General features: G+C 70.8%; 29 protein-coding genes and 4 tRNA genes. 6 read left to right on the top strand and 27 right to left on the bottom strand.

Annotated elements, in window-relative coordinates; translation table 11 throughout:
* Positions 1-361 precede the first annotated feature (361 nt).
* The 7 genes from rplL to AB0I82_RS25905 form a co-directional block, all read right to left on the bottom strand.
* The gene (gene rplL, locus AB0I82_RS25935; protein ID WP_030262775.1) at positions 362-748 is read right to left on the bottom strand and encodes a 50S ribosomal protein L7/L12; all 387 of its coding nucleotides are present in this window, start codon (positions 746-748) and stop codon (positions 362-364) included.
* Between the two features lie 109 nt (positions 749-857).
* Positions 858-1385, bottom strand: coding sequence for a 50S ribosomal protein L10 (rplJ, locus tag AB0I82_RS25930; RefSeq protein ID WP_030262771.1), 528 nt, complete (start codon positions 1383-1385; stop codon positions 858-860).
* A 484-nt stretch (positions 1386-1869) separates the two neighbouring features.
* Positions 1870-2592, bottom strand: coding sequence for a 50S ribosomal protein L1 (rplA, locus tag AB0I82_RS25925; protein ID WP_363259759.1), 723 nt, complete (start codon positions 2590-2592; stop codon positions 1870-1872).
* A gap of 107 nt (positions 2593-2699) precedes the next feature.
* Complete coding sequence (gene rplK, locus AB0I82_RS25920; RefSeq protein WP_363259758.1) at positions 2700-3134, bottom strand: 50S ribosomal protein L11; 435 nt, start codon at positions 3132-3134, stop codon at positions 2700-2702.
* Positions 3135-3312: 178 nt separating this feature from the next.
* Positions 3313-4170, bottom strand: coding sequence for a transcription termination/antitermination protein NusG (gene nusG, locus AB0I82_RS25915; RefSeq protein ID WP_363259757.1), 858 nt, complete (start codon positions 4168-4170; stop codon positions 3313-3315).
* Between the two features lie 73 nt (positions 4171-4243).
* Positions 4244-4537 carry a preprotein translocase subunit SecE gene (gene secE / locus AB0I82_RS25910; RefSeq protein WP_030262752.1) on the bottom strand — a complete coding sequence of 98 codons (294 nt, stop codon included), beginning with the start codon at positions 4535-4537 and terminating at the stop codon, positions 4244-4246.
* A gap of 111 nt (positions 4538-4648) precedes the next feature.
* Positions 4649-4721, bottom strand: a tRNA-Trp gene (locus AB0I82_RS25905).
* 183 nt (positions 4722-4904) lie between these two features.
* On the opposite strand from AB0I82_RS25905, the gene AB0I82_RS25900 reads away from it, so the two are divergent.
* Together AB0I82_RS25900 and AB0I82_RS25895 are read left to right on the top strand one after the other, a co-directional pair.
* On the top strand, positions 4905-6140 hold the full coding sequence (locus AB0I82_RS25900) for a pyridoxal phosphate-dependent aminotransferase (protein ID WP_363259756.1): 1236 nt from the start codon (positions 4905-4907) through the stop codon (positions 6138-6140).
* 118 nt (positions 6141-6258) lie between these two features.
* Positions 6259-7278 carry an adenosine deaminase gene (locus AB0I82_RS25895; protein ID WP_363259755.1) on the top strand — a complete coding sequence of 340 codons (1020 nt, stop codon included), beginning with the start codon at positions 6259-6261 and terminating at the stop codon, positions 7276-7278.
* Between the two features lie 46 nt (positions 7279-7324).
* Here AB0I82_RS25895 and AB0I82_RS25890 read toward each other — a convergent pair whose 3' ends face one another.
* A complete protein-coding gene (locus AB0I82_RS25890; RefSeq protein WP_363259754.1) occupies positions 7325-7936 on the bottom strand; it encodes a helix-turn-helix domain-containing protein in 612 nt (203 codons plus the stop codon).
* 61 nt (positions 7937-7997) lie between these two features.
* On the opposite strand from AB0I82_RS25890, the gene AB0I82_RS25885 reads away from it, so the two are divergent.
* On the top strand, positions 7998-8630 hold the full coding sequence (locus AB0I82_RS25885) for an NAD(P)H-binding protein (RefSeq protein ID WP_363260004.1): 633 nt from the start codon (positions 7998-8000) through the stop codon (positions 8628-8630).
* Positions 8631-8721: 91 nt separating this feature from the next.
* Here AB0I82_RS25885 and AB0I82_RS25880 read toward each other — a convergent pair whose 3' ends face one another.
* The 6 genes from AB0I82_RS25880 to AB0I82_RS25855 form a co-directional block, all read right to left on the bottom strand.
* Positions 8722-9777 (bottom strand): UDP-N-acetylmuramate dehydrogenase, encoded by a 1056-nt coding sequence (locus tag AB0I82_RS25880; RefSeq protein WP_363259753.1) that lies wholly within the window; start codon positions 9775-9777, stop codon positions 8722-8724.
* 62 nt (positions 9778-9839) lie between these two features.
* Complete coding sequence (locus AB0I82_RS25875) at positions 9840-10274, bottom strand: MaoC family dehydratase (protein ID WP_363259752.1); 435 nt, start codon at positions 10272-10274, stop codon at positions 9840-9842.
* Positions 10275-10279: 5 nt separating this feature from the next.
* Positions 10280-10735, bottom strand: coding sequence for a MaoC family dehydratase N-terminal domain-containing protein (locus tag AB0I82_RS25870; RefSeq protein WP_363259751.1), 456 nt, complete (start codon positions 10733-10735; stop codon positions 10280-10282).
* A gap of 115 nt (positions 10736-10850) precedes the next feature.
* Complete coding sequence (gene rpmG / locus AB0I82_RS25865; RefSeq protein WP_006604855.1) at positions 10851-11015, bottom strand: 50S ribosomal protein L33; 165 nt, start codon at positions 11013-11015, stop codon at positions 10851-10853.
* A gap of 88 nt (positions 11016-11103) precedes the next feature.
* A tRNA-Met gene (locus AB0I82_RS25860) sits at positions 11104-11176 on the bottom strand.
* A 46-nt stretch (positions 11177-11222) separates the two neighbouring features.
* Positions 11223-11295 (bottom strand) — tRNA-Thr (locus tag AB0I82_RS25855).
* A gap of 173 nt (positions 11296-11468) precedes the next feature.
* On the opposite strand from AB0I82_RS25855, the gene AB0I82_RS25850 reads away from it, so the two are divergent.
* Entirely contained in the window at positions 11469-12731 is a 1263-nt protein-coding gene (locus tag AB0I82_RS25850) for an amidohydrolase family protein (protein ID WP_363259750.1), read from the top strand.
* A 224-nt stretch (positions 12732-12955) separates the two neighbouring features.
* On the top strand, positions 12956-13618 hold the full coding sequence (locus AB0I82_RS25845; protein WP_363259749.1) for an NAD(P)H-binding protein: 663 nt from the start codon (positions 12956-12958) through the stop codon (positions 13616-13618).
* 84 nt (positions 13619-13702) lie between these two features.
* Here AB0I82_RS25845 and AB0I82_RS25840 read toward each other — a convergent pair.
* Positions 13703-13784, bottom strand: a tRNA-Tyr gene (locus tag AB0I82_RS25840).
* Between the two features lie 203 nt (positions 13785-13987).
* On the opposite strand from AB0I82_RS25840, the gene AB0I82_RS25835 reads away from it, so the two are divergent.
* The gene (locus AB0I82_RS25835; protein ID WP_351590465.1) at positions 13988-14476 is read left to right on the top strand and encodes a YajQ family cyclic di-GMP-binding protein; all 489 of its coding nucleotides are present in this window, start codon (positions 13988-13990) and stop codon (positions 14474-14476) included.
* A 145-nt stretch (positions 14477-14621) separates the two neighbouring features.
* Here the strand turns inward: AB0I82_RS25835 and AB0I82_RS25830 are convergent, their stop codons facing one another.
* From AB0I82_RS25830 to AB0I82_RS25775, 12 genes are all read right to left on the bottom strand, one after another.
* Positions 14622-15014: a YccF domain-containing protein gene (locus AB0I82_RS25830; RefSeq protein ID WP_363259748.1), complete on the bottom strand. Its 393-nt coding sequence runs from the start codon at positions 15012-15014 to the stop codon at positions 14622-14624.
* A complete protein-coding gene (gene htpX / locus AB0I82_RS25825) occupies positions 15011-15874 on the bottom strand; it encodes a zinc metalloprotease HtpX (RefSeq protein WP_363259747.1) in 864 nt (287 codons plus the stop codon). Before htpX ends, AB0I82_RS25830 begins: the two co-directional genes overlap by 4 nt.
* 195 nt (positions 15875-16069) lie before the next feature.
* Positions 16070-17602, bottom strand: a complete 1533-nt coding sequence (locus AB0I82_RS25820) for an NADH-quinone oxidoreductase subunit N (protein WP_363260003.1) — start codon at positions 17600-17602, stop codon at positions 16070-16072.
* 2 nt (positions 17603-17604) lie between these two features.
* Positions 17605-19269: an NADH-quinone oxidoreductase subunit M gene (locus tag AB0I82_RS25815; protein ID WP_363260002.1), complete on the bottom strand. Its 1665-nt coding sequence runs from the start codon at positions 19267-19269 to the stop codon at positions 17605-17607.
* 17 nt (positions 19270-19286) lie between these two features.
* The gene (locus tag AB0I82_RS25810; protein ID WP_363259746.1) at positions 19287-21317 is read right to left on the bottom strand and encodes an NADH-quinone oxidoreductase subunit L; all 2031 of its coding nucleotides are present in this window, start codon (positions 21315-21317) and stop codon (positions 19287-19289) included.
* Positions 21314-21688, bottom strand: a complete 375-nt coding sequence (gene nuoK, locus AB0I82_RS25805) for an NADH-quinone oxidoreductase subunit NuoK (RefSeq protein WP_363259745.1) — start codon at positions 21686-21688, stop codon at positions 21314-21316. The genes AB0I82_RS25810 and nuoK overlap by 4 nt, the downstream gene beginning before the upstream one ends.
* On the bottom strand, positions 21688-22281 hold the full coding sequence (locus tag AB0I82_RS25800; RefSeq protein WP_363259744.1) for an NADH-quinone oxidoreductase subunit J: 594 nt from the start codon (positions 22279-22281) through the stop codon (positions 21688-21690). Before AB0I82_RS25800 ends, nuoK begins: the two co-directional genes overlap by 1 nt.
* Entirely contained in the window at positions 22278-22871 is a 594-nt protein-coding gene (locus AB0I82_RS25795; RefSeq protein ID WP_363259743.1) for an NADH-quinone oxidoreductase subunit I, read from the bottom strand. The genes AB0I82_RS25800 and AB0I82_RS25795 overlap by 4 nt, the downstream gene beginning before the upstream one ends.
* Positions 22871-23836, bottom strand: a complete 966-nt coding sequence (locus AB0I82_RS25790) for a complex I subunit 1 family protein (RefSeq protein ID WP_363259742.1) — start codon at positions 23834-23836, stop codon at positions 22871-22873. The genes AB0I82_RS25795 and AB0I82_RS25790 overlap by 1 nt, the downstream gene beginning before the upstream one ends.
* Positions 23833-25164 carry an NADH-quinone oxidoreductase subunit C gene (locus AB0I82_RS25785; RefSeq protein WP_363259741.1) on the bottom strand — a complete coding sequence of 444 codons (1332 nt, stop codon included), beginning with the start codon at positions 25162-25164 and terminating at the stop codon, positions 23833-23835. The genes AB0I82_RS25790 and AB0I82_RS25785 overlap by 4 nt, the downstream gene beginning before the upstream one ends.
* A complete protein-coding gene (locus tag AB0I82_RS25780; protein WP_363259740.1) occupies positions 25161-25877 on the bottom strand; it encodes an NADH-quinone oxidoreductase subunit B family protein in 717 nt (238 codons plus the stop codon). Before AB0I82_RS25780 ends, AB0I82_RS25785 begins: the two co-directional genes overlap by 4 nt.
* Positions 25868-26269: an NADH-quinone oxidoreductase subunit A gene (locus tag AB0I82_RS25775; protein ID WP_031050865.1), complete on the bottom strand. Its 402-nt coding sequence runs from the start codon at positions 26267-26269 to the stop codon at positions 25868-25870. Before AB0I82_RS25775 ends, AB0I82_RS25780 begins: the two co-directional genes overlap by 10 nt.
* Between the last annotated feature and the right edge of the window lie 212 nt (positions 26270-26481).

Raw genomic sequence — 26481 nt, 5'->3', positions numbered from 1 at the left:
AGGGATACCCCTCGTTGTCATTCCTCACGCTCAGCGCCTGCTGCATGCCATGCGCCCCTGGGCGCACATCGATACTGCCCTCTTCGTCGGCGATCCATGCCTCGGACTCCGGATCGCTTCTGACGTCGCGTCCCGAGAATTGCGCGCCGCGTGCTGTTCGTCAAGGCCCCCCACCCCAGGGAGATCGTCACGAGGCGCACGGCCGGACAACGAAGATCACCATACTCGCACGGGAGTGCGCGGCAACCCGGCAAGGACATCGGAACGCCGAAGGGCGATCACCCGCATGGGTGATCGCCCTTGGCACGGGACCAGGCGAAGCCCGGGATCCCGGAGGTGTTCAGTCAGCGACTGACAGAGGTCACTTGACCTCGACGGAGGCGCCGGCGCCCTCGAGGGCCTCCTTGGCCTTGTCAGCGGCGTCCTTGGCGACCTTCTCGAGGACCGGCTTCGGGGTGCCGTCCACGAGGTCCTTGGCCTCCTTCAGACCCAGGGAGGTCAGCTCGCGCACGACCTTGATGACCTGGATCTTCTTGTCGCCCGCACCGGTGAGGATGACGTCGAACTCGTCCTGCTCCTCAGCGGCCTCGGCGGCCGGGGCGCCCGGGGCACCGGCGGCGGCAACGGCGACCGGGGCGGCAGCCTCGACGTCGAACTTCTCCTCGAAGGCCTTCACGAACTCGGAGAGCTCGATGAGGGTCATCTCCTCGAACTGCGCGAGCAGGTCTTCCTGGCTGAGCTTCGCCATGGTGGCGGTCCTTCCACTAAATCGGCTGGTGCCGGATGTACATGTCGGCGGGCGTACGTTGGGCCCGCTTCGACCGTCGCCTCAGGCGGCGGTCAATGTGCGAGCCGAATTACTCGGCACCGCCCTGCTCGGCCTTGCTGCGAAGCGCGTCCGCGGTGCGGGCGAACTTCGTGAGGGGGGCCTGGAAGGTCGCCGCGGCCTTGGCCATGGACGCCTTCATGCCGCCCGCCAGCTTGGCGAGCAGAACCTCGCGGGACTCGAGGTCCGCAAGCTTCTTGATGTCGTCAGCGGAGAGTGCCTTCCCTTCGAAGACACCGCCCTTGATGACGAGGTTCTGGTTCTCCTTGGCGAAGTCACGAAGACCCTTCGCCGCCTCGACCGGGTCACCGGTCACGAAGGCGACGGCCGTCGAGCCCACGAGGTGCTCGTCCAGCACGGAGATCCCGGCCTCCTGGGCCGCGATCTTGGTCAGCGTGTTCTTCACCACACGGTACTGAGCGTTGTCACCGAGCGAACGACGCAGATCCTTGATCTGCGCGACAGTAAGTCCGGTGTACGCGGTGACGACAGCGGCGTTGGAGTTACGGAACTTGTCCGTGATCTCCTCGACAGCTGCGACCTTGTCAGGACTTGCCATGAGCCTCGGCCTCCTTCCGGGTGATGAGGACCGCGCAGAAGGGGCTGGGCAAAACAAACGCCCCGGCGCAGGCGCACGGGGCGGACTCGACCGAAGACATGCATCTCCGGGAGAACTTCCTCGATCACCTGCGCAGGCCGTCCGCAGCTAGCGGATCCTTCGGCCACCGCACACCCGAACGGGCGCACAGAGACAACCAGCGGTCTTTGGCTTCTCCGGTACGGTACGCGAACCCTCCTCGCACAGGCAAATCGCCCCCCGCTGTGGGAGATCGTCCCGCAAGGCGGGACGGGCTGGCACAGCGGACGACCACCGGCGTCAGCCGAGCAGCGAAGCCCCAGCCACGACGCACCCGCGCAAGCGCCGCCACAGGCCCGTACAGCGCCGTACGGCCCGTACCCGCGGCCCGTACACAAAAGGCCGGGCCCCGCACCGTCGAAACGGTGCGGGGCCCGGCCTCACGCGTACACGCGAGCCGTCAGGCTCAGACCGCGGCCGGGTCCTCCTCGACGAGGAGGTTGCGGGTGCGGTTGGCGTCCAGCGGAACACCGGGGCCCATCGTCGTGGTGACGGTGGCCTTCTTGATGTAACGGCCCTTGGCGGCGGACGGCTTGAGGCGGTTGATCTCCTCGAGCGCCGCGGCGTAGTTCTCCACCAGCTTGGCGTCGTCGAAGGACACCTTGCCGATGATGAAGTGGAGGTTCGCGTGCTTGTCCACGCGGAACTCGATCTTGCCGCCCTTGATGTCGTTGACAGCCTTGGCGACATCCGGGGTGACGGTGCCGGTCTTCGGGTTCGGCATCAGACCACGGGGACCGAGCACGCGGCCGAGGCGGCCGACCTTGCCCATGAGGTCCGGGGTGGCGACGACGGCGTCGAAGTCCAGGCGGCCCTTGGAGACCTCGTCGATGAGCTCGTCCGCGCCGACGATGTCGGCGCCGGCGGCCTCCGCGGCCGCAGCACGGTCACCGGTCGCGAAGACCAGGACCCGGGCGGTCTTACCGGTGCCGTGCGGGAGGTTCACGGTGCCACGGACCATCTGGTCGGCCTTGCGCGGGTCGACACCCAGACGCATGGCAACCTCGACGGTCGCGTCGAACTTGACCGAGGCGGTCTCCTTGGCGAGACGGACGGCCTCGAGCGGGGCGTACAGACGCTCCCGGTCGATCTTCGCGTCCGCGTTGCGAAGAGTCTTGCTGCGCTTCACTGCTGCTCCTGAATGCAGTTACGCCATGCGGCTCGTGCCGCCTGGCAGGTGGAGTCGTGGTCCGGGCCAGCGCCTGGCCCTGCCACGGAGGTGCCTGATGGCTGAGGTCAGCCCTCGACCGTGATGCCCATGGAACGGGCGGTGCCGGCGATGATCTTCGACGCGGCGTCCAGGTCGTTGGCGTTCAGGTCGGGCATCTTGGTGGTGGCGATCTCGCGGACCTGGTCGGCCGTGATCTTGGCGACCTTGGTCTTGTGCGGCTCGCCGGAGCCCTTGTCCACGCCCGCGGCCTTCAGGATCATCTTGGAGGCCGGCGGGGTCTTCGTGATGAAGGTGAAGGAACGGTCCTCGTAGACCGTGATCTCCACCGGGATGACCCAACCGCGCTGCGACTCGGTCGCGGCGTTGTAGGCCTTGCAGAACTCCATGATGTTGACGCCGTGCTGACCCAGCGCGGGGCCGACCGGCGGGGCCGGGTTAGCGGCACCGGCCTGGATCTGGAGCTTGATGAGCCCCGTGACCTTCTTCTTCTTGGGAGGCATTGCTCTCTCCGGGTCCTAGTGAGAGTTTCCAGCCGACCACCCAGTCATCCGGATGGAGGCATACCGCACAACGATAACGGGTATAGAGGTGCGGCTAAAAACCGAGCAGGTCAGACCGGCCGCGAGGGCCCGCCTGACCTGCGTCGGAAGCAGTTGTTCCAGGAGTGTCCTGACGAGGTCAGTTCTTCTGGATCTGGTCGAAGCTCAGCTCGACCGGGGTCTCGCGGCCGAAGATCTCGACGAGGCCCTTGACCTTCTTCGAGTCGGCGTTGATCTCGTTGATCGTGGCCTGCAGCGTGGCGAACGGGCCGTCGGTGACGGTGACCGAGTCGCCCACCTCGAAGTCCAGCACCTGGACCTCGACCTTGCGCTGCGGCGCCGGCTTGCCCTCGGCCTCGGCGGCCTCCTTGGCGGCCTTCTCCTCGGCCTCCGGGGCGAGCATCTTGACGATCTCGTCCAGCGTGAGCGGGTACGGGTCGTAGGCGTTGCCCACGAAGCCGGTGACGCCCGGGGTGTTGCGGACGACGCCCCAGGACTCGTTCGTCAGGTCCATGCGCACGAGCACGTAGCCCGGGAGCTTGTTCTGACGGACGTTCTTCCGCTCACCGTTCTTGATCTGGACGATCTCTTCCTCGGGCACCTCGGCCTGGTAGATGAAGTCCTCGACGTTGAGCGAGACGGCGCGCTGCTCCAGGTTGGCCTTCACGCGCTTCTCGTAGCCCGCGTAGGTGTGGATGACGTACCACTCGCCGGGCAGGCCGCGCAGCTCCTCGCGCAGCGCCGCGATCGGGTCGACGGGCTCCTCGTCCTCGGCGGCCTCTTCGGCCTCCTCCGCGGACTCGGCACGCACCGCGGCTTCCTCGGCGGGCTCGCCGGCGGCAGCGTCCTCAGCGTCGAGCTCGTCGACGGCGTCCGCGCCCTCGACGATCTCCTGCTGGGTGTCGTCGCCCTCGACCTCGGCCGTAGCCGCCGCGTCGACGTCGGCCGCTGCCGCCGCGACGGGCTCGGCGGGCTCGTTCAGGTTCGGGTCAGACACTGTGGCTGCTTCTTCCTGGCTACAAGGGGTTGAACATGCGAACGGGCGCCCGCTTCAGGCGCCCATCGCGGGATCAGGCGAAGACGTAATCGACGACTTCCTTGATTCCCAAGTCAATCACGGTTACGAGACCAATGACGATGACTACGAAGACGATCACCACGGTGGTGTACGTCGAAAGCTGGTTTCGCGTCGGCCAGACGACCTTGCGGAGTTCCGCGATGATCTGGCGGTAGAACAGTGCGAGCCGGGCGAGGGGGCCCTTCTTGCCGCGCTTTCCGCCACGGCGGGGCTTCTTGGACTCGGTCGCGTCGTCATCGGAACGGCCACGCTCAGGCATGTCGATGGAGCCCAGGGCGTCCGTCACTCGTCCTCACCTGAATCCGGGTCGTGGCCGTGCCGCGCCCGGTAGAGCCCGCACGGCGGTGCATTGCCTTACGTACGCGTGCACGCACCCTGGTGAATCAAGTGCGTGTAGCAGGGCCGGAGGGACTTGAACCCCCAACCGCTGGTTTTGGAGACCAGTGCTCTACCAATTGAGCTACGACCCTTTGTGGTTTCCCCAACCTACAGCATGCGACCGGTGCACTGTGTGCGCGGCCGCCGACGACCCGTCGGGGAGCCAACGGTGGTCGAGTGTACGTGCTCCGGGGCCGGGCGTCGAACGGAAACCCCCGGGCCGACCGGGACGGACCGTCGTGCCGGGCGCCCGACCGGTCTGCGACGATGCAGGTATGAGCGCTGCTACTCCACCCGCACAGTCCCCTACCGAGCGTCGTGTGTCGGCCCGCGTCGGCGCGATCTCCGAATCCGCCACGCTGGCCGTGGACGCCAAGGCGAAGGCTCTCAAGGCCGCCGGGCGCCCGGTGATCGGCTTCGGCGCCGGTGAGCCCGACTTCCCGACACCGGACTACATCGTCGAGGCCGCCGTAGAGGCCTGTCGCGACCCCAAGTTCCACCGGTACACCCCGGCCGGCGGTCTGCCCGAGCTCAAGGCCGCGATCGCCGCGAAGACGCTGCGCGACTCCGGCTACGAGGTCGAGGCCGCCAACATCCTGGTGACCAACGGTGGCAAGCAGGCCATCTACGAGGCGTTCGCGGCGATCCTCGACCCGGGCGACGAGGTCATCGTCCCGGCCCCGTACTGGACCACCTACCCCGAGTCGATCCAGCTCGCGGGCGGTGTCCCGGTCCCGGTCGTGGCCGACGAGACCACCGGCTACCGGGTGAGCGTGGAGCAGCTGGAGGCGGCCCGTACGGAGAACACGAAGGTCGTGCTCTTCGTGTCGCCGTCCAACCCGACCGGCGCGGTCTACAGCCGCGAGCAGGTCGAGGCGGTCGGCCGCTGGGCCGCCGAGCACGGCCTGTGGGTCATGACGGACGAGATCTACGAGCACCTCGTGTACGGCGACGCGGAGTTCTCCTCGCTGCCGGTCGTGGTGCCCGAGCTGCGCGACAAGTGCATCGTCGTCAACGGCGTGGCCAAGACGTACGCCATGACGGGCTGGCGGGTGGGCTGGGTGATCGGCCCGAAGGACATCATCAAGGCCGCGACGAACCTCCAGTCGCACGCCACGTCGAACGTCTCCAACGTCGCCCAGGCCGCCGCCATCGCGGCCGTCTCCGGCGACCTGAAGGCCGTCGACGAGATGAAGGTCGCCTTCGACCGCCGCCGCCGGAAGATCGTCGAGATGCTCAACGAGATCGAGGGCGTCGTCTGCCCCGAGCCCGAGGGCGCGTTCTACGCGTACCCCTCGGTGAAGGGCCTGCTCGGCAAGGAGATCCGCGGCAAGCAGCCGAAGACCAGCGTCGAGCTGGCCGAGGTCATCCTGGAGGAGGCCGAGGTCGCGGTCGTCCCGGGCGAGGCCTTCGGCACCCCGGGCTACCTGCGCCTTTCGTACGCACTGGGCGACGAGGACCTCGTCGAGGGCGTGACGCGCATCCAGCGCCTGCTGGCGGAGGCCAAGTAAGCGCACGCAGAGCGGCGGGTTTCGGATCAGTCCGAAACCCGCCGTTCGCATGTTCACACAATCCTTCGTTCGAGGATGGGCCTACCGGATCGGCGGTGGTGTGCGGCAAGATCCTGGAATGGTGCGTGTCCGAGATCTCCGTCTGCTGCCCAAGGCCCATCTCCATCTGCACTTCACCGGGTCCATGCGGTCCTCGACCCTGCTGGAGCTCGCCGAGAAGTACGGCGTCCACCTGCCGGAGGCGCTCAGCAGCGGCGAGCCGCCGAAGCTCCGGGCGACCGACGAGCGGGGCTGGTTCCGCTTCCAGCGGCTGTACGACATCGCGCGGTCCTGCCTGAGATCGCCCGAGGACATCCAGCGGCTGGTGCGCGAGGCGGCCGAGGAGGACGTCAGGGACGGCTCCCGCTGGCTGGAGATCCAGGTGGACCCCACCTCGTACGCGCCCAGACTGGGTGGGCTGATCCCGGCGCTGGAGATCATTCTGGACTCGGTGGCGACCGCCTCCCGCGAGACCGGCCTCGGGATGCGCGTCCTGGTCGCCGCGAACCGCATGAAACACCCCCTGGACGCCCGCACGCTGGCCCGGCTCGCGGTGCGCTACGCCGACCACGGGGTGGTCGGTTTCGGCCTCTCCAACGACGAACGACGCGGTTTCGCGCGCGACTTCGACCGGGCGTTCGCGATCGCCCGGGACGGCGGGCTGCTGGCCGCGCCGCACGGGGGCGAGCTGTCCGGCCCCGCCAGCGTCCGGGACTGCCTGGACGACCTGCACGCGGGCCGGGTCGGGCACGGCGTACGGGCGGCGGAGGACCCGTATCTGGTGAAGCGGCTCGCGGACTCCGGGGTGACCTGCGAGGTCTGCCCGGCTTCGAACGTGGCGCTGGGCGTGTACGAGAAGCCGGAGGACGTGCCCCTACGGGCGCTGTTCGACGCCGGGGTGCCGATGGCGCTCGGCGCCGACGACCCGCTGCTCTTCGGGGCGCGACTGGCCGCGCAGTACGAGATCGCCCGCGAGCACCACGGCTTCTCGGACGACGAACTGGCCGAACTGGCCCGGCAGTCGGTACGCGGCTCGCGCGCGCCCCTGGAGGAGCAGCGGCGCATACTGGCGGACATCGACGCGTGGCTGGCGGACTGAGACCGGCCTACTGAGACGCTGCGCGGCCCCCGTGGAGGCGCGCGCCTCAGCCGATGCCCGTGAGGACCGTCCGGGCCAGCTCCGCCGCGAAGTCGCCCGCGGGCTCCGTCCCCGTGCCTTCCGTCGCCGTGCCTTCCGAGAAGGCGGTGAAAAAGGCGCGCTGGAAGCAGGCGCCGAGCAGCAGCGCGGCGGCGGCCTCGGGGTCGGCGTCGGCGCGGATGCGGCCGCGGTCGCGCTCCCGGCGCAGGTAGCGGGCGAGCTGGTCGCGCGGTTCGTGCGGCCCCGTGCCCAGCTCCGCCAGGCCCTCCCGGTGCCGCCGCAGCAGCGCGGGCTCGGCGAAGAGCGAGCCGGCGATCGGCAGCGTCTGCGCGTAGAGGTCCATGGCCCGGCGGGCGACGGCGGTCAGGCACTCCTCGACGCTGCGCTCCCCCGGGTCGGCGGTGAGCTCCTCCAGGAGCGGGCCGACGCTCGGCAGCCGCTCCTTCAGTACCCGTACGAAGATCTCTTCCTTGTTCGCGAAGTGCTTGTAGAGCGCCGCCTCGGAGCAGCCGGCGGCGCGCGCGATCTCCTTGGTGGTGGTGCGCGCGAGGCCGGTCGTGCGCAGCAGTTCGTGGGCCGCGTCGAGAACTCTGGCGGGCGTTGACTTCGGGGTGGGCATTCACTCACTCTAAGGGGTGAGTGAGTACTTACCCACCCCAGGAGGTGCGGACATCATGACGCTGAAGCTCACGGTCTTCGGGGCGACCGGCGGCATCGGTCAGGAGATCGTCAGGCAGGGGCTGGCGGCGGGCCACGAGGTGACGGCCGTGGTCCGCGACCCGGTGCGGCTGACGGCCTCGGGGCCGGGCCTGGAGGTGTTCCGCGCGAACCTCGCGGACCCCGAGGCGCTGCGCCCGGCAGTGACCGGGCGGGACGTGGTCTTCTCCGGGCTGGGCGCGCGCTCCCGTAAGGATGCGGGCACCGCCACCCGGGTGACCGTTCCCGTACTGCATGCCATGGAAGCGGAGCGGGTGCGGCGCCTCCTGGTGGTGAGCGCGGCCCCCGTGGGCCCGGCCCCGGAGGACGATCCGTTCCTCGACCGCGCCATACGGACGGTGATCAGCACGCTCCTGAAGGACATCTACACCGACCTCACCGCCATGGAGGCCGAGCTGGCCCGCTCCGCGACGGACTGGACGGCCGTCCGCCCGCCGAAGCTGACCGACGGACCCATGACCGGCACGTACCGCACGACCGTCGGCGGGACTCCGCGCAGCGGCCGTACGATCTCCCGCGCCGACGTGGCGCACGCGATGCTGGCGATGGCCACGGACGCGGCGACCGTGAAGCAGGGCGTGGGCGTGGCCTACTAGGCCGCGCGACGGCCCTACTGGCGCGCTCGGCGCCGCCCCCGGGACGGCGCGTCGCGGCTGGGCGCCTTCAGAGGCGCGCGGTCGGGCGCCCTCAGAGGCCGACGCCCACCATCACCGGCTCGTTCACCAGCGTCACCCCGAAGGCCGCGCGCACCCCGTCGCGCACCTCACGGGCCAGCGCGAGCAGGTCCTCCGTGGTCGCCGCGCCCCGGTTGGTGAGCGCGAGCGTGTGCTTGGTGGAGATCCGGGCCGGCCCGTCCCCGTACCCCTTGGTGAAGCCAGCCTTGTCGATCACCCAGGCGGCGGACGTCTTCGTACGCCCGTCCCCCGTGGGGAAGGCGGGCGGCATGACATCGGCGCCGAGCCGCTCGTGCACCCGGTCGACGAACTCCCGGTACTGCTCGGCCGTGAGGATCGGATTGGTGAAGAAGGACCCCGCCGACCAGGTGTCGTGGTCCTCCGGGTCCAGGACCATGCCCTTGCCCGCGCGCAGCTTCAGCACCGTCTCGCGGGCCGTCACGGCGGGCACCCGGTCCCCGGCCTCGACGCCGAGCACACGGGCCGTCTCGGGGTACTTGATGGGCGCGGACAACCCGCCCGCGTCCTCCAGGGCGAAGCGGACGCGCAGCACGACGTACCGGTCGGGGTGCTCCTTGAAGCGGCTGTGCCGGTACGAGAAGTCGCACTCGGCGTTCGTCAGCGTCACCGTCTCGTCCGCCTGGCGATCGAAAGCGATCACTTCGGTGATGGTGGCCGACACTTCCTGGCCGTACGCGCCCACGTTCTGGATCGGCGTGGCGCCCGCGGAGCCGGGGATGCCGGCCAGGCACTCGACGCCCGCCAGCCCCGCCTCGACCGTACGGGCCACGGCCTCGGACCAGTTCTCGCCGGCGGCCAGCGTCAGCGCCGTGCCGTCCAGGTCGAAGCCACGAGTCGCGATGCGCAGCGCGGTGCCCTCGAAGCCCTTGTCGCCGATGACGAGGTTGGAGCCGCCGCCGATGATCAGCAGCGGAGTACCGCTCGCGTCCGCCGCACGGACGGCGGCGATCACCTCGTCATCGGTCGTGGCCGTGACAAGCCGCGCGGCATTCCCCCCGAGCCGAAAAGTGGTCAGAGGGGCAAGAGGGGCATCGTGAAGTTCCTGCACGCCCCCAAGAGTACGGGGGCGCCCCCAGCAGCTGCCGGGACCGCCCCCTGCGTACCTGCGCCTCAGGCGAGCCGCACAACCGCCCGCGACATCCCCAGCACCTTCTGCCCCGCACACACGGCCGTCAGATCGACCCGCACCGTCCGCGCATCGTCGTCCAGCTTCGCCGCGACCTTCCCCGACACCTCGATGACCGCGCCCTGGTCATCGTTCGGCACGACCACCGGCTTGGTGAAGCGCACGCCGTACTCGGCCACCGCCGCCGGGTCGCCGACCCAGTCCGTCACCACGCGGGCCGCCTCGGCCATCGTGAACATGCCGTGCGCGATGACGTCCGGCAGGCCCACCTCCTTGGCGAACTTCTCGTCCCAGTGGATCGGGTTGAAGTCGCCGGAGGCGCCCGCGTACTGGACGAGCGTGGCGCGCGTCACGGGGAACGACTGTGCGGGCAGCTCCGTGCCGACCTCGACGTCGTCGTAAGAGATCTTCGCCGTCATCGCTCTCAGGCCTCCTCGTCGGCCGCGCGGGCCACCAGCTTGGTGATCGCGGTCACCACGTGCTCACCGGCCTCGTCGTGCACCTCACCGCGGACATCGAGTATGTCGTTGCCCGCGAGGGACTTGATCGACTCGATGGTGGAGGTCACGGTCAGCCGGTCGCCGGCGCGCACCGGACGGGTGTAGACGAACTTCTGGTCGCCGTGCACCACCCGGCTGTAGTCCAGGCCCAGCTGCGGGTCCTCGACCACCTGTCGCGCGTCCTTGAACGTTATTGCGAACACGAAAGTCGGCGGAGCGATCACATCGGTGTGCCCGAGGGCCTTGGCGGCTTCGGTGTCCGTGTACGCCGGGTTCGCATCACCGATCGCCTCGGCGAATTCCCTGATCTTCTCGCGGCCCACTTCGTACGGCTCGGTGGGCGGGTACGTTCGTCCGGCAAAGGACTGGTCGAGCGCCATGACTCGCAACCTCCTGGGGTGTCACGCGTGGCACGTGGGTTCCAACGCTACGAGGCCGCCCCCGAATGTGGGGGCGGCCTCGTAGTAACTGCTTATCTGAGCAGTGCCTTCGTTGTTATCGCGTCTCGCGGTGCGCGGTGTGCGAGTTGCAACGCGGGCAGTGCTTCTTCATCTCAAGACGGTCCGGGTCATTACGCCGGTTCTTCTTGGTGATGTAGTTCCGCTCCTTGCACTCCACGCAGGCCAGCGTGATCTTCGGGCGGACGTCGGTGGCAGCCACGTGAGTGCTCCTTGACGAACAAGTTGGACGGATTAACGCATGAATAGTAGCCGATCGGAGGACCGACCCCACAATCGGCTACTGTATGTAGCGGTGACCGGACTTGAACCGGTGACACAGCGATTATGAGCCGCTTGCTCTACCGACTGAGCTACACCGCTGCGATGCGAGCGGGACCCGCCCGAAGGCGGGTACCTCACACACCAGAGCCCCAATACGGAATCGAACCGTAGACCTTCTCCTTACCATGGAGACGCTCTGCCGACTGAGCTATTGGGGCGAGCGATGAAGACATTACACGGCCGACAGCCAAACGTGAAATCCGTATCGGCCCGTCGCCACAACTGCCACGTACACCACACCGGTACGACTATTCCGCGCCTGCTCGAAGGCGCCCGTACCGCGCCCTAGGCTCGGACCACGCTGCGTGATCTTGCACCCCCTAGGAGCGCGATGGCCGACAGCAGTCAGCATCAGCCGAAGCCGGGGAAGCCGCGCGGGGCCGGCCGGTCCGAGCGGCCCGACGCGGGCTCCCTGGTGCTGTGCGGCGCCCGGCTGGCCGACGGCCGGACGGTGGACGTACGGCTCGGCGGCGGGCACATCGAGGCGGTCGGCACGACCGGCAGCCTCGACACCCAAGGGCCCCGCATCGACCTGCACGGCTACCTGCTGCTGCCGGCCCCCGCCGAACCGCACGCGCACTGCGACACGGCGCTGACCGCCGACTGCCGCGGCCCCGCCTCCGACGACCCGGACGACGTGCAGCGCCGCACTACGGAGTCGGCGCTGCTGCACCTGGGGCACGGCGCGACGGCGCTGCGTACCCACGTACGGATCGGGGACGTCTCCGGGCTGCGCTCCCTGGGTGCCGTACTGCAGGCCCGGCGGACCCTGCACGGGCTCGCCGACCTCACCGCGGTGGCCGTGCCGCGGCTGCTGACCGGCGCGGCGGGCGCGGACGCGCGGGCGCTGCTGCGGGACGCCGTGAAGATGGGCGCCACGGTGCTCGGCGGCTGCCCCGACCTGGACCCCGACCCGGCGGGCTATGCGGAAACGGTCCTGGAGCTGGCCGCGGAGTTCGGCTGCGCGGTCGATCTGCACACCGACGGGGACGATCCGGCCCGGCTGGGCCGGCTGGCGGCGATGGCCGGCGGGCTGCGGCCCGGCGTGGCCATCGGGCCGTGCGCGGGGCTGGCCCGGATGCCGTGGCGGGTCGCCGCGCGCGCCGCGGAGCAGCTGGCGGCGGCCGGGGTCACGGTCGTCTGTCTGCCGCAGGGCGACTGTGCGGGCCTGGAACGGCCGTCCTCACAGGTGACGGGCCCGGCGCCGGTGCGGCTGCTGCGGGCGGCCGGGGTGCGGGTCACAGCGGGCAGCGGCGCGCTCCGGGACGCCGCGAATCCGGTCGGCCGGGGCGATCCCCTGGAGGCCGCCTACCTGCTCGCGGCGCGCGGCGAGGCGAGCCCGGAGGGCGCGTACGACGCGGTGAGCGCGGCGGCGCGGGAGACGCTGGGCCTCCCGGAGGTCCGCGTGGAGGCCGGCTTCCCGGCCGAGCTGCTGGCCGTGCGCGGCGACGGCATCGCGGCCGCGCTGTCCCTGGCGTACAGCCGGATCGTGGTCCACCAGGGGCGCGTGGTGGCCCGTACGAGCGCGGTCCGCGAGTACTGCGACTCGGAGGCGACGGTGGCACTGGAACTGCCGCGACAGTCGCAGCGCTGAGGGCCCACGGAGGCTGTCGGGTACGCGCGCGGGCTTTTCGGGCACGCACGCGGGCGCGGGCTTTTGGGACGCGCCCCGGGCGCTTCGGCCGCGCTCCGAGTGCGGGCATTTCGGCCGCTCTCCAGGGGCGCGCTGTGCGCCGGATGGCGTGGAACGCCCGCACCCGGCGGCGTGTGCGGAGCTTCGGCGCCCGGGCCGCGGCGCGCGGGCGTACGGTCGGGATCATGCGCATTGTCATCGCAGGAGGACATGGTCAGATCGCGCTGCGGCTGGAGCGACTGCTCGCCGCGCGCGGGGACGAGGTCTCGGGCATCATCCGGCGGACCGAGCAGGCCGGGGATCTCCTGGCCGCCGGTGCCGAACCGGTCGTGTGCGACCTGGAGTCGGCCACGGTCGAGCAGATCGCGCGGCACCTGGAGGGCGCGGACGCCGCGGTCTTCGCCGCGGGCGCGGGCCCCGGCAGCGGCGCCGAACGCAAGGAGACCGTCGACCGGGCCGCCGCCACGCTCTTCGCCGACGCCGCCGAGGCCGCCGGCGTACGGCGGTTCCTGGTGGTCTCGTCGATGGGAGCGGACCGCGAGCCGCCGGAGGGCACGGACCCGGTGTTCGCCGCCTATCTGCGCGCCAAGGGCGCGGCGGACGAGGACGTACGGGCCAGGGCGGGCCTGGACTGGACGATCCTGCGCCCGGGGCGGCTGACGGACGACGCGGGCACGGGGCGGGTGCGGCTCGCCGAGTCGACCGGCCGCAGCGACGTCACTCGGGACGACGTGGCGGCGGTACTGGTGGCCCTGCTGGACGAGCCGAAGACGGCCGGCCGGACGCTGGAGCTGATCGGCGGCGACGTACCGGTCGAGGACGCGGTACGCGACGCGGCAAGCGGCTGAGAGCCCCTGTCACAACCCCCGCCGGGCAACCGCACAGCAAACACGCAAAGGCCCCCACTCTCGTGGGGGCCTTTCGCTCTCCTGTGGCGGCGCCAGGATTCGAACCTGGGAAGGCTGAGCCGGCAGATTTACAGTCTGCTCCCTTTGGCCGCTCGGGCACACCGCCTGGGATTGCTGCCTTGGCGCCCCGCTTTGCGGCGGTGCTCCGTGGCAACGACGTAAACCATACCCGATGGCAGGGGGTGGTCCGCCACTCGGTTCCGCGCGCCCCGATCATGGCCGGGGCCGCTGCCCGGGTGGCTAGGCTTGCGGGGCGGTCCGGGACGGGCCGCGTCCCTGACGGATCTACGTACGAGGAGCCAACTCAACATGGCCGACTCCAGTTTCGACATCGTCTCGAAGGTCGAGCGGCAGGAGGTCGACAACGCCCTCAACCAGGCCGCCAAGGAGATCTCTCAGCGGTACGACTTCAAGGGCGTCGACGCCTCGATCGCCTGGTCCGGCGAGAAGATCGAGATGCGCGCCAACGCCGAGGAGCGGGTGAAGGCCGTCCTCGACATCTTCCAGTCCAAGCTGGTCAAGCGCGGCATCTCGCTCAAGGCGCTGGACGCGGGCGAGCCGCAGGCCTCCGGCAAGGAGTACAAGATCTTCGCCTCGCTCGAGGAGGGCATCTCCCAGGAGAACGCGAAGAAGGTCGCCAAGATCATCCGCGATGAGGGCCCCAAGGGCGTCAAGGCGCAGGTGCAGGGCGACGAGCTGCGCGTCTCCTCCAAGAGCCGCGACGACCTGCAGGCCGTCCAGCAGCTCCTCAAGGGCAAGGACCTGGACTTCGCCCTCCAGTTCGTGAACTACCGGTAGGCGCTGCGCCTACGGGGCGACGGACTCACCGGACGGGGCGGCACGCGCACGGCGCGCCGCCCCGTCGGCGTCTCTAGGTGCAGACCCGTCGGCGTCTCTACGTGCGGACGGAGCCGCCTCGTACGGACGCCGCTTCAGCGCGCCTTCAGCGTGCCGCGAACGGCTGGTCCGTACGGACGATGTCGCGGCCCAGCGGGAACAGCGACACCGGGATCAGCTTGAAGTTCGCGATGCCGAAGGGGATGCCGATGATCGTGACGCACAGGGCGATGCCCGTGACGATGTGCCCGAGGGCGAGCCAGATGCCCGCGAGCACCACCCAGATGATGTTGCCCAGGGCGGACGCGGCGCCCGCGTCGCGCCGCTCGACCGTGGTGTAGCCGAAGGGCCAGAGGGCGTACACGCCGATCCTGAAGGCCGCGATGCCCCAGGGGATCGTGATGATCAGTACGCACATGATCACGCCGGCCAGGGCGTAGCCGAGGAACAGCCAGAAGCCGGACAGGACGAGCCAGATGACGTTCAGGATGGTTTTCACGGTTTGTACCCTGCCAGTTCCTCGAGGCGGCTGATGCGCTCCCGCATCGGGGGGTGGGTCGAGAAGAGCTTGGAGAGGCCCTCGCCGGCCCGGAACGGGTTCGCAATCATCATGTGGCTCGCGGTCTCCAGACGCGGCTCAGGCGGCAGCGGAGCCTGCTGCGTGCCGTACTCCAGCTTCCGCAGGGCCGAGGCGAGGGCGAGCGGGTCGCCGGTGAGCCGGGCGCCGGAGGCGTCCGCCTCGTACTCCCGGGAGCGGCTGACGGCGAGCTGGATGAGGGACGCGGCGACCGGCCCGAGGATCATGATCAGCAACATGCCGAACAGTCCTGGGCCCTCGTCGTCGTCCGATCTGCCGATGGGGATCAGCCAGGCGAAGTTCACCAGGAACATCACTACGGAGGCGAGCGCGCCCGCGACGGAGGAGATCAGGATGTCGCGGTTGTAGACATGGCTGAGCTCGTGCCCGATCACGCCGCGCAGCTCGCGCTCGTTCAGCAGCTGGAGGATGCCCTCGGTGCAGCAGACCGCGGCGTTGCGCGGATTGCGGCCGGTGGCGAAGGCGTTCGGGGCCTGGGTCGGCGAGATGTACAGGCGGGGCATGGGCTGGCGCGCTGCCGTGGAGAGCTCGCGGACCATGCGGTAGAGCTGGGGCGCCTGGAACTCGCTCACGGGGCGCGCCCGCATGGCGCGCAGGGCGAGCTTGTCGCTGTTCCAGTACGCGTATGCGTTGGTGCCCAGCGCTACGAGGACCGCGATGAACAGGCCCGTACGGCCGAACAGGCTGCCGATGACGATGATGAGCGCGGACAGCCCCCCGAGGAGTACTGCGGTCCTGAGCCCGTTGTGCCGGCGGTGCACGGTACGCCCTCCAGGTCGTGCGGCAGGGGAACCCTTTGCGATTACGTGTCCACTTTTCAGTGGACCCTCCGTTTCTGGTCAACGCCAGACGGCGGAGCGTGGTTCCCTCGGCCCCTGGAGGGGGGCATTCGTCTGTTCGGGTGAGGCTTGCTTCGGGGGTGCCGCGGCGCTGCTTCGGGGCGGCTTTCGGGGCTCCTAGAGCAGCGCTCCTGAGGCGAAGCGCAGGACCAGTTGTGGGGCGCCGGAGAGTGCGATGCCGACGAGCGCGGTGAGGCCGACCGCGGTGGCGAGCGGGGCCGGGATGCGCGGCCGGGCGGGCCGGACCGCTTCCTCGGGGGCGCCTTCCGGGGCGCGGAAGAGGACCGCCGTCCACTGCAGGTAGTAGTAGAGCGCGATCACGACGTTGACGGCCATCACGACGGCCAGCCAGGCCAGGCCCGCGTCCACGGCCGCGGAGAAGACCGTGACCTTGGCGAACAGTCCGATGATGCCCGGCGGCAGGCCGGCCAGGCACAGCAGGAAGAAGCCGAGGGCGAGCGCGTACACGGGGTGCGCGGCATAGAGGCCCCGGTAGTCGGCGATGCGGTTACCCGGGTGCGTGCGGGCCACGAGGGCGGCCACCGCGAAGGCCCCGAGGTTCACCGCCGCGTACATGAGGGCGTACGCCACCGTCGACCCGATGGCGTGTGCGGCGTCATCGGAGTACGCGGCGGACGCGATCGGCACCAGGAGGTACCCCGCCTGGCCGACCGAGGACCAGGCCAGCAGGCGTACGGCGCTGTGCGCACGGTCGGGACGCTGGCGCAGCGCGGCGACGTTGCCGACGGTCATGGTGAGCGCGGCCAGTACGGCGAGGACCGGGCCCCAGACGTCGCTGTACGAGGGGAACCCCTTGACCGTGACGACGATCAGGCCGGAGAAGCCGACGGCCTTGCCCACCACGGAGAGGTACGCGGCCACCGGGAGCGGCGCGCCCACATACGTGTCGGGCACCCAGAAGTGGAACGGCGCGGCGGCCGTCTTGAAGGCGAAGCCCACGAGGGTGAGCGCGACGCCGGCCTTGGCCAGCACGTCCAGCCGCGGGTCCGGCTGGGTGAGGGCCTCGGCCACCTGGGCGAGGTGCATGCTGCCGGTGGCGGCGTACACGAAGCTGACGCCGAGCAGCATCACGGCGGTCGCGGTGACCGAGGACAGGAAGAACTTCAGCGCCGCCTCGGAGGAGAGCCGGTCGCCGCGCCTGATGCCCACGAGGGCGAACGCGGGCAGCGAGGCCACTTCGAGGGCGATGACCAGCGTGGCGAGGTCCCGGGAGGCCGGCAGCAGGGCGGCACCGGCCGCCGAGGACAGCAGCAGGAACCAGAACTCCCCGCCGGGCAGCTTTTCGTCCTTGATCGGATTGACCGAGAGCAGGGCGGTGAGCAGCGCGCCCCCGAGGACGAGCAGCTGGATGACGAGCGCGAAGTGGTCCGCCTCGTAACTGCACACCTCGGGGTGCGCGGTGAGGCAGAAGGTGGTGCGGTCGCCCTTCAGGAGCGGCAGCAGCGAGAGGCTCGCCAGGACCAGGCCCAGGACGCTGAGCCACCCGAGGAGCGGCTTGCGGCGCTCGGAGAGGAAGAGATCGGCGACCAGGACGATCAGGGCGAAGACGGCGGCCAGAGTGGGCGGGGCGATGGCGAGCCAGTCCACGGACTGGACGAGGTTCACGACGCCGCCTGCGGCGAGGGTCATCATCAGCTACCGCCTCCGAGGAGGTTCTGCACGGCCGGGTCGGTGAGGCCCAGGAGGGCCGCGGGCCAGAGACCGGCGAGGACGGTGAGGGCGGCCAGCGGGGTCCAGGCCACGTACTCGTAGGGGGCGATGTCGGGGACGGCGGGGGCCTTCTCCTTGACCGCGGTGGGGGCCGTGGCGGCGGTGGTCGCGGCGGCCGGTCCCGGGGTGACCGCGGCGGTCGCGCCCTCGCCCGTGGCGGCGGCCAGCGCGTCCTGCTCGGCGGTCTCCTTGCTGCCCATGCAGACCCGGCGGACGACGACGAGGAGGTACGCGGCGGTCAGCAGGGTGCCGAAGCCCGCCAGCACCATGAAGGTCAGGAAGGCGGGGCGGCTGAGGCCGTCGGCGGGCTTGAAGGCGCCGAACATCGCGAGCATCTCGCCCCAGAAGCCGGCCAGGCCGGGCAGGCCGAGCGAGGCGATCGCCCCGAAGGCGAGCAGGCCGCCGAAGCGGGGCGCGCGCCCGTAGAGCGCGGCGCCGGTCCGGCCGGCGAGCCGGTCCAGGTCGGTGGTCCCGTACCGGTCCTTGAGCGCGCCGACCAGGAAGAAGAGCAGGCCGGTGATGAGGCCGTGGGCGATGTTGGCGAAGAGGGCGCCGTTGATGCCGGTGGGCGTCATGGACGCGATGCCGAGCAGTACGAAACCCATGTGGCCGACCGAGCTGTACGCGATCAGGCGCTTGAGGTCGCCCTTGGCGCCGCGGCGGGCGAGCGCGAGGCAGGCGAGCGAGCCGTAGACGATCCCGACCGCGGCGAAGGCGGCGAGGTACGGCGCGAAGGTGTGCATGCCGTCCGGCGCGATGGGCAGCGCGATGCGCACGAACCCGTACGTGCCCATCTTCAGCAGGACGCCGGCGAGCAGGACCGAGCCGACGGTGGGGGCCGCGGTGTGGGCGTCGGGCAGCCAGCTGTGCAGCGGCCACATCGGCGCCTTGACCGCCAGGCCGATGCCGATCGCGAGCACCGCCACGAGCTGAACTGTGTGGCTGAGCTGGGATTTCGGTCCGTTGTCAGTGGCGAGTGCCACCATGTCGAATGTGCCGGACTTCAGGCCGATGAGGAGGAGGCCCAGCAGCATCACGACGGAGCCGAGCAGCGTGTAGAGGATGAACTTCCAGGCCGCGTACTGCCTGTTCTCGCCGCCCCAGCGGTTGATCAGGAAGTACATCGGGATGAGGACCATCTCGAAGGCCAGGAAGAAGAGCATCAGGTCGAGGACGGCGAAGGTGGCGAGGGTGCCGGACTCGAGCACGAGGATCAGCGCGACAAATGCCTTGGGAGACGGGCCCGCAGGCATTTTGAAGTAGCTGTAGAGCGCGCAGAGGAACGTCAGCAGCGCGGTCAGGACCAGGAGGGGGAGCGAGATGCCGTCGATGCCGAGGTGGATACGGATGCCGAGCGCCGGGATCCAGCTGATATCCGTCTGAGCCTGCATCCGGGCGGGGTCGCCGTGGTCGAAGCCGGCCGCGAGCGCGATGGACGCGGCCAGGACGACGCCGGTGACGGTCACGCCGTGCCGGAGCACGGCCTGGTCCGGGTTGCGTCCCTTCAGGCCGGGCGGGGCCGGGAGCAGCGCCGCGAGTGCGCCGATCAGCGGGAGTACGACGACGCCCGCGAGGAGGATCTGCATGACGGTGTGATTCACGATCAGGCTCCCGTGCCCGTAGCGACGAGGACGGCGGCGACGGCCAGCACGAGTGAGCCCGCGAGCAGCGCGCCGAGGTAGGTCTGCACGTTGCCGGTCTGTGCCCGGCGGACGGCCGAGCCCAGCCAGCGGGCTCCGGTACCGGCGCCGTGCACGTACGTGTCGACGACCTCGCGGTCGAGGAAGCGGACGAGCCTGGCGGCGGCGCGTACGGGCCGGACGAAGAGCGCGGTGTACGCGGCGTCCAGGTGGAAGCCGCAGGTCGCCGGGGCGTGCAGCGGGCCGAGGAGGAGCCGGCCCGGGTCGGCCGGGTCCGGCGCTCCGGCGTTGTCCCCGTAGGCCGCGGCGTGCGTGGCGATGGCCTCTTCCTCGGATACGGCGGGCGCCGCGTCCGGGTCCACCGCGACGGCGCCGATCGGCCGGCGGGCGGCCACGGCGAGGGTGTGCCGCCAGGCGCCGTACATGATCAGCGCGCCGGCCAGTGCGAGGCCGGTGCCGAGGACGGAGGTGACCAGGGTCGGCGTCAGCGCGTTGCCGTCGAACCAGTCCGGGAGGACGGGCGCGGCGATGCCGAAGGCCGCTGTGGGGATGAAGAGCACCCACAGCACGGCGTTCATGGCGAACGGCTGCTTGCCGTGGTCGGGGGCCTCCTGCGGGCCGCGGCCGAAGAAGGCGAGCAGCCACAGGCGGGTCGCGTAGGCGGCCGTGAGGAGGGCGGTGAGCAGACCGGCGATCAGTACGGTCCAGCCGGCGGCGGTCGGCACGGAGCCGAGGTCGTGGGCTCCGCCGAGCGCGAGGTGGGCCTCGCCGACGGCGGCGTGCTCGGCGGCGCCGAGGACGGCTTCCTTGGAGAAGAAGCCGGCGAACGGCGGGATCGCGGCGAGCGCGAGGAGCGCCACCGTCACCGTCCAAAAGGCGTCGGGGATGCGCTTGGACAGGCCGCGCATCCGCGACATGGCGGCGAGCGAGTTGGTGCCGGCGGCGTGGATGATCACGCCGGCGCCGAGGAAGAGCAGCGCCTTGAAGGCGCCGTGCGAGAGGAGGTGGAAGACGGCGGCACCGCGGTCGCCGACGGCCAGCGCGCCGGTCATGTAGCCGAGCTGGCCGACCGTGGAGTACGCCAGGACGCGCTTGATGTCGTCCTGGGCGAGGGCCGCGAGCGCCGAGCCGACCATGGTCACGGCGGCCATCACGGCGAGTACGACCAGCGCGGCGGCGGAGGCCGCGAAGACCGGGAGGAGCCGGGCGATGAAGTAGACACCGGCCGCGACCATCGTGGCGGCGTGGATGAGCGCGGAGACCGGCGTCGGGCCGGCCATCGCGTCGGGCAGCCACGTGTGCAGCGGGAACTGCGCGGACTTGCCCGCCACACCGGCGAGCAGGAGCAGCGCGATCAGCGTCGGGTGGTGCAGGTCGCCACTGGTGACGGCGTTCAGTACGCCGGTGATGCGGAAGGTGCCGGCGTCCGCGGCGAGCGCGAAGAGGCCGAACAGGAAGGGGACGTCGCCGAGCTTGGTGACCAGGAAGGCCTTGAGGGAGGCGGACCGGGCGGCCTCGGTCTCCCAGTAGTGGCCGACCAGGAAGTACGAGCAGATGCCCATGATCTCCCAGCCGACCAGCAGCACCATGAGGTCGCCGGAGTAGACGACGAGCAGCATCGCGGAGGTGAAGAGGGAGACCAGCGCGGCGTACGAGGCGTAGCGCGGGTCGTCGCGCAGGTAGCCGGTGGAGTACAGCTGCACGCAGGTCGCGACGACGCCGACGAGCACCGCCACCAGGGCGGCGAAGCCGTCGATGTGCAGGGCCAGCTCGATGGGGACCGAGCCGGTCGGGGTCAGCTGCGTCGCGGCGTCGAGCGCCGCTCCCCCGCCCTGGCGTGCGGCCACGACGACGGCCAGCACGGCCGCGGCGAGGGTCGGCAGGACGGCCAGCGGCCGCACGAAGCCGGGTGCGCGCCGACCCAGGAGGAGGCCGAAGGCGGCGCCGAGGAACGGCAGGAGGGGGACGAGGACGGCGGTGGTCGTGGTCGTCACGCGGCGGCCTCCGCCTGCTGGTCGGACTGCGGTCGAGCGGGCTCGTCCGTACCGTCTCCGGCGGGCCGCTCGGCGAGGTCGGTGAGCTTGTCGACGTCGGAGCTGCCGCGGTTGCGGTAGACGAGCAGGACGATCGCGAGGCCGATGCCGATCTCGGCGGCGGCGACGGCGATCGTGAAGAGGGTCAGCGCCTGGCCTGCGTGGAGCGTGTCGCGCAGCCAGACGTCGAAGGCCACGAGGTTGAGGTTGACGGCGTTGAGCATCAGCTCGACGGACATCAGGACCAGGATCGCGTTGCGCCGGGCGAGGACGCCGTAGAGGCCGACGCAGAAGAGGAGGACGGCGAGGACGGCGGGGTAGGCGAGATGCATCAGCGCTGTCCCTCTCGGCGTACGGGGGCCGCGGCGCGGCCGGTCTCCTGGGGGCCCTCGCCGTTCCTGCGGGACAGCACGATCGCGCCGACCAGCGCGGCCAGCAGCAGGACGGACAGTGCCTCGAAGGGCAGCACCCAGTGCTGGAAGAGGCTGCGCCCGGAGACCTCGGTGGAGCCCTGGGCGGCGCCGTCGAGGTCGATCCAGGACGCCCGGAAGGCGTCGACGACGACCCAGACGAGGACCGCGGCGGAGGCCACGGCCACCAGGAGCGCGGCCCAGCGGTTGCCGGAGTCGGCGTCCGGGGACCGGCCGATGGGCGCCTTGGTCAGCATCAGTCCGAAGAGAAGGAGGACGACCACGGAACCGACATAAATGAGCACCTGCACCCAGGCAATGAACTCCGCGGTGAGCAGGAGGTACTCCACGGCGATCCCGCCGAGGGCGACCACCAGCCACAGCGCGGCGTGCACCAGCTGCTTGGTGGTGACGGTGACCACGGCCGCGCCGAGGGTGACCAGGCCGACGAGGAGGAACGCGATCTCCACGCCGCTGGGCGTCAGGAAGCCGTGGCTTGCGGCGGCGAGCGTCACGCTTCCTCCCCTGCGTCTGCGTCCTTGGGCTGCTCGGCGGCCTGACGCGCCTCTTCGGCCTCCTTGGCCTGCTGGGCGGCCAGCTTGTCGGCGGCCTTCTGTGCGGCGGCGATCTCCTTGGGCTGCTCCGCGCCCGGGTCGAGCGGGGGCGGCTCCGGCACCGTCCACATCCACTCGCGCAGCTTGTCGCGCTCGTGGGTCAGTTCGTGGATGTCGGTCTCGGCGTACTCGAACTCCGGCGACCAGAAGAGGGCGTCGAACGGACACACCTCGATGCAGATGCCGCAGTACATGCACAGCGAGAAGTCGATGGCGAAGCGGTCGAGCACGTTACGGCTGCGCTCGCGGCCTCCGGGGGCGGCCGGCGGCACCGTCTCCTTGTGGGAGTCGATGTAGATGCACCAGTCCGGGCACTCGCGGGCGCACAGCATGCAGACCGTGCAGTTCTCCTCGAACAGCCCGATGACGCCACGGGTACGGGACGGCAGCTCGGGCTGGACGTCCGGGTACTGCTCGGTGACGGTGCGCTTCGTCATCGTGCGAAGGGTCACGGCCAGGCCCTTGGCCAGGCCGGAGCCGGGGATGCCCATTACGAGATCACCACCTTGACTACGCCGGTGAGGGCGATCTGGGCGAGAGCGAGCGGGATGAGGCAGGTCCAGGCGAGCTTCTGCAGCTGGTCCTCGCGCAGCCGCGGGTAGCTGACCCGCAGCCAGATGACGCCGAAGGCCAGTACGGCGGTCTTCAGGAGCATCCAGAGCCAGCCCAGCCCGTCGGCCCCGAAGGGCCCGTGCCAGCCGCCCAGGAAGAGGACGGCGGTCAGCGCGCAGAGGACGACGATGCCGGCGTACTCGGCCAGCAGGAAGAGCGCGAAGCGCAGCCCGGTGTACTCGGTGTACGCGCCGAAGATGATCTCCGAGTCGGCCACCGGCATGTCGAACGGCGGCCGCTGCAGCTCCGCGAGCCCGGCCGTGAAGAACACCAGCCCGCCGACGATCTGCCACGGCACCCACCACCAGTGGAAGGCGTCGAGGATGCCGGGCAGCGAGAGCGTGCCGGCGGCCATCGCGACGGACGCGGCGGCGAGCAGCATCGGCAGCTCGTACGCCAGCAGCTGCGCGGCCGTACGGAGACCGCCGAGCAGCGAGAACTTGTTCGCCGAGGCCCAGCCCGCCATCAGGGAGCCGAGGACGCCGACGCCCATCACGGCGAGTACGAAGAAGACGCCCGCGTCGAGCGCCTGTCCGACCGCGTTGCCGGGGCCGACCGGGATGGCGATCAGGACGAGCAGGTACGGCAGCAGGGCGACGGCGGGCGCGAGCTGGAAGATCCGCCGGTCGGCGCCCGCCGGGACGATGTCCTCCTTCTGCGCGAACTTCACGCCGTCGGCGACCAGCTGCGCCCAGCCGTGGAAGCCGCCCGCGTACATCGGGCCGAGGCGGCCCTGCATGTGCGCCATGACCTTGTGCTCGGTCTGGCCGATGACCAGCGGGAAGACCAGGAAGATCACGAAGACGGCGAGGACGCGGAGGACGATCGCGAGCGTGTCACTCATGCGGTGCCGCCTCCTGTCTCGTCGTCGGTGTGGTCGGTGTCGCGGGCCGGTGCGTCTTTACTGGCGCCGCCCTCGGCCTTACTGGCGCTGTCGTCGGCCTTACTGGCGCTGTCCTCGGCCTTCGGGGCGGGCTCGGGCTTCGGGGTCTCGCCCTCGGGGGACGGTTTGTCCCCGGGGCCCTCCGATGACGGCTCGCCGTCGAACGCGGGACGCGCATGGTGCCACGGTGCGTCCGAAGAGCGCGGAGCGGTCCGCGGGGCGGACGCCGTGGTGTCCGGGCCCGTCTTACGGGCCGGGTCCGCGGCCGCCTCCTTGGCGGCCTCGGCGGCCTTCGGGGCCTCCGTGTCCTTCGGCGGTTCGACGCCCTTGGACTCGGGCTTCTCGGTGGCCGCTGCGGCCTGCTGGCTCGCGGACCCGGCGCTCGCGCTCCGCGTCCGGCGGGCCGGCCGCTCACCGGCGGCACCCGCCGCGCCTGCCGCGGCCTCACGGCCCGCGCCGGCCGCCCGGCCGGCTCCGGCAGCACGCCCCGCCGCACCGGCGCCACCGCCCGCCCGGGCGCCCCGGGCAGCGCCGCGCGCGGGACGGGCCGGAACGGGCGGCAGCTGGCCCTTGAGCGGGCCCCACTCGTTCGGGTCGGGCACGCCCGGCGGCAGCATCTGGCGGCGCTTGGGGCCGCCGTGCTCGGACTCGCCCGGCTCCTTCGCGCCCGGCCACGCCTTGGCGACCCGCGCGGCGAGCACGAAGTCCTTGCGCAGCGGGTGCCCTTCGAAGCCCTCGGGCAGCAGCAGCGGTTCGAGGCCCGGGTGGCCCGTGAAGTCCACGCCGAACATCTCGTGCGTCTCGCGCTCGTGCCAGCCCGCGCCCGCGTACACGCCGACGGCCGTGGGCAGCGCGGCCGCCTCGTGCGGCACGGTGGTCCGTACGAGGAGCCGCCGGATGTCACCGGTACGGGACACGTCGGCGACGTGCGCGCAGATGCGGAACCCGGTGCCGGGCTCGTCGACGGCGCTCAGCCAGTCGAAATACGTGCAGCCCAGGACATCCCGGGCGGCGGTCAGCGCGTCGGTCCAGGCCGTGGCCGGTACGTCCACGGTGAGCAGGCCGTACGCCTCCTCGGCCGTGGCCCCGGCCCCGAAGATCCGGTCGGCCGGCTCCGGCAGCCACCCCACGGGGGCCGCGGGCGCGGCCTCGGGAGCGGCGGTCGCCTCTTCGGGTGCTGCGGTCGCCGCTTCAGGTGCTGCGGGCGCGCCTTCAGAGGCTGCGGGCGTCGCCTCTGGTGCGGGCGTCGCCTCCTCGGGCGTACCCGGCTCGGGCTGCCGGTCCGTCATCGGGTGTCCTCCCCGGTCTGCTCGGACGGCGGCTGCTCGGCGGACGGCTGCCCTGACCCGGCGGACGGCTGCTCGGACCCGGCGGCGGGCGGCGTCGGCGGGGCCACCAGGCCGCTCTGCAGCGCCTTGGCCGACGGCCGGCCCGCGCCCTTGCCGGACTCGCCGCCGCGGCCGTACCGCTCCGCCAGCGACTCCTGGGCGATCTTCTCCTGGAGCTTGAGGATGCCCTGCAGCAGCGCTTCGGGGCGCGGCGGGCAGCCCGGTACGTACACGTCCACCGGGATGATCTGGTCGACGCCCTTCGTGACGGAGTACGAGTCCCAGTAGGGGCCGCCGCAGTTGGAGCAGGCCCCGAAGGAGATCACGTACTTCGGCTCGGGCATCTGTTCGTACAGCCGCTTCACCGCGGGCGCCATCTTGTCCGTGACCGTGCCGGACACGACCATCAGGTCGGCCTGGCGCGGGCCGGGCGCGAAGGGGATCACGCCGAGCCGGATGAAGTCGTGGCGCGCCATGGACGCGGCGATGAACTCGATCGCGCAGCAGGCGAGCCCGAAGTTGAAGACCCACAGGCTGTAGCGGCGGCCCCAGTTCAGGACCACCTTCATCGGTTCGGGGGCCAGACGGGCCAGCGGGCCGAGGCGGCGCGGCTCGGGCAGGAGCTCGGGGCCCGGCGAGGCTCCGTTGGCCGCGGAGGCGGGGGTCACGTCCATTCCAGGACGCCCTTCTTCCATGCGTAGAGCAGGCCGACAGCGAGGAAGCCGAGGAAGATGAACATCTCCACCAGCGTGATGCCGCCGAAACCAGGTGCGGCGAAGACCGTCGCCCAGGGGAACAGGAAGATCGAGTCGACGGCGAAGATGACGTACAGGAACGCGTACACGTAGTAGCGGACCTGGGTGTGCGCCCAGCCCTCCCCTACGGGATCCACTCCGCATTCGTACGTGAGCAGTTTCTCGGGTGTGGGCACCACAGGCCGCATCAGACGTGCGGACCCGAAGGCCACGGCCACGAAGAGCACACCGATGACGGCGATGAGCCCGACGGCCGAATAGCCCTGGAAGTAGTCCGCGGCGCTGATGGTGCGTACGGTCGCGTCCGGCACGTCCGCCCCTCGCTCCCTGACTGCTCGTGTGCAGCGGGCCGCCTCGTACGCGCCGTACGCGCAGGGCCACCCCTCTGCAACCGCTTTCGACGAAATTTTTCGACGATCTGTACGGACGGGAGTCTAGGCCCTGTGGGGGCGGGGCCGAGCAGTCCCACCGGCGGGGAGGTGGGGATATCCCCACTTCGCCCCACCTATCCACCCCATGGCCG

The organism is Streptomyces sp. NPDC050315 (assembly GCF_040655775.1).
GTDB lineage: Bacteria > Actinomycetota > Actinomycetes > Streptomycetales > Streptomycetaceae > Streptomyces.
The sequence above is the reverse complement of the archived record's forward strand: the minus strand, read 5'-3'. Positions and strand labels throughout refer to the sequence as shown.

Bases quoted from the DNA above. Each gene is read 5' to 3' on its own strand.
- rplL (WP_030262775.1), bottom strand. From the start codon at position 748: ATGGCGAAGCTCAGCCAGGAAGACCTGCTCGCGCAGTTCGAGGAGATG.
- rplJ (WP_030262771.1), bottom strand. From the start codon at position 1,385: ATGGCAAGTCCTGACAAGGTCGCAGCTGTCGAGGAGATCACGGACAAG.
- rplK (WP_363259758.1), bottom strand. From the start codon at position 3,134: ATGCCTCCCAAGAAGAAGAAGGTCACGGGGCTCATCAAGCTCCAGATC.
- AB0I82_RS25900 (WP_363259756.1), top strand. From the start codon at position 4,905: ATGAGCGCTGCTACTCCACCCGCACAGTCCCCTACCGAGCGTCGTGTG.
- AB0I82_RS25895 (WP_363259755.1), top strand. From the start codon at position 6,259: ATGGTGCGTGTCCGAGATCTCCGTCTGCTGCCCAAGGCCCATCTCCAT.
- AB0I82_RS25890 (WP_363259754.1), bottom strand. From the start codon at position 7,936: ATGCCCACCCCGAAGTCAACGCCCGCCAGAGTTCTCGACGCGGCCCAC.
- AB0I82_RS25875 (WP_363259752.1), bottom strand. From the start codon at position 10,274: ATGACGGCGAAGATCTCTTACGACGACGTCGAGGTCGGCACGGAGCTG.
- AB0I82_RS25870 (WP_363259751.1), bottom strand. From the start codon at position 10,735: ATGGCGCTCGACCAGTCCTTTGCCGGACGAACGTACCCGCCCACCGAG.
- AB0I82_RS25850 (WP_363259750.1), top strand. From the start codon at position 11,469: ATGGCCGACAGCAGTCAGCATCAGCCGAAGCCGGGGAAGCCGCGCGGG.
- AB0I82_RS25845 (WP_363259749.1), top strand. From the start codon at position 12,956: ATGCGCATTGTCATCGCAGGAGGACATGGTCAGATCGCGCTGCGGCTG.
- AB0I82_RS25835 (WP_351590465.1), top strand. From the start codon at position 13,988: ATGGCCGACTCCAGTTTCGACATCGTCTCGAAGGTCGAGCGGCAGGAG.
- AB0I82_RS25820 (WP_363260003.1), bottom strand. From the start codon at position 17,602: ATGACCCTCGCCGCAGGCGGCGTCGTGAACCTCGTCCAGTCCGTGGAC.
- AB0I82_RS25815 (WP_363260002.1), bottom strand. From the start codon at position 19,269: ATGCAGATCCTCCTCGCGGGCGTCGTCGTACTCCCGCTGATCGGCGCA.
- nuoK (WP_363259745.1), bottom strand. From the start codon at position 21,688: ATGCATCTCGCCTACCCCGCCGTCCTCGCCGTCCTCCTCTTCTGCGTC.
- AB0I82_RS25795 (WP_363259743.1), bottom strand. From the start codon at position 22,871: ATGGGCATCCCCGGCTCCGGCCTGGCCAAGGGCCTGGCCGTGACCCTT.
- AB0I82_RS25790 (WP_363259742.1), bottom strand. From the start codon at position 23,836: ATGAGTGACACGCTCGCGATCGTCCTCCGCGTCCTCGCCGTCTTCGTG.
- AB0I82_RS25785 (WP_363259741.1), bottom strand. From the start codon at position 25,164: ATGACGGACCGGCAGCCCGAGCCGGGTACGCCCGAGGAGGCGACGCCC.
- AB0I82_RS25780 (WP_363259740.1), bottom strand. From the start codon at position 25,877: ATGGACGTGACCCCCGCCTCCGCGGCCAACGGAGCCTCGCCGGGCCCC.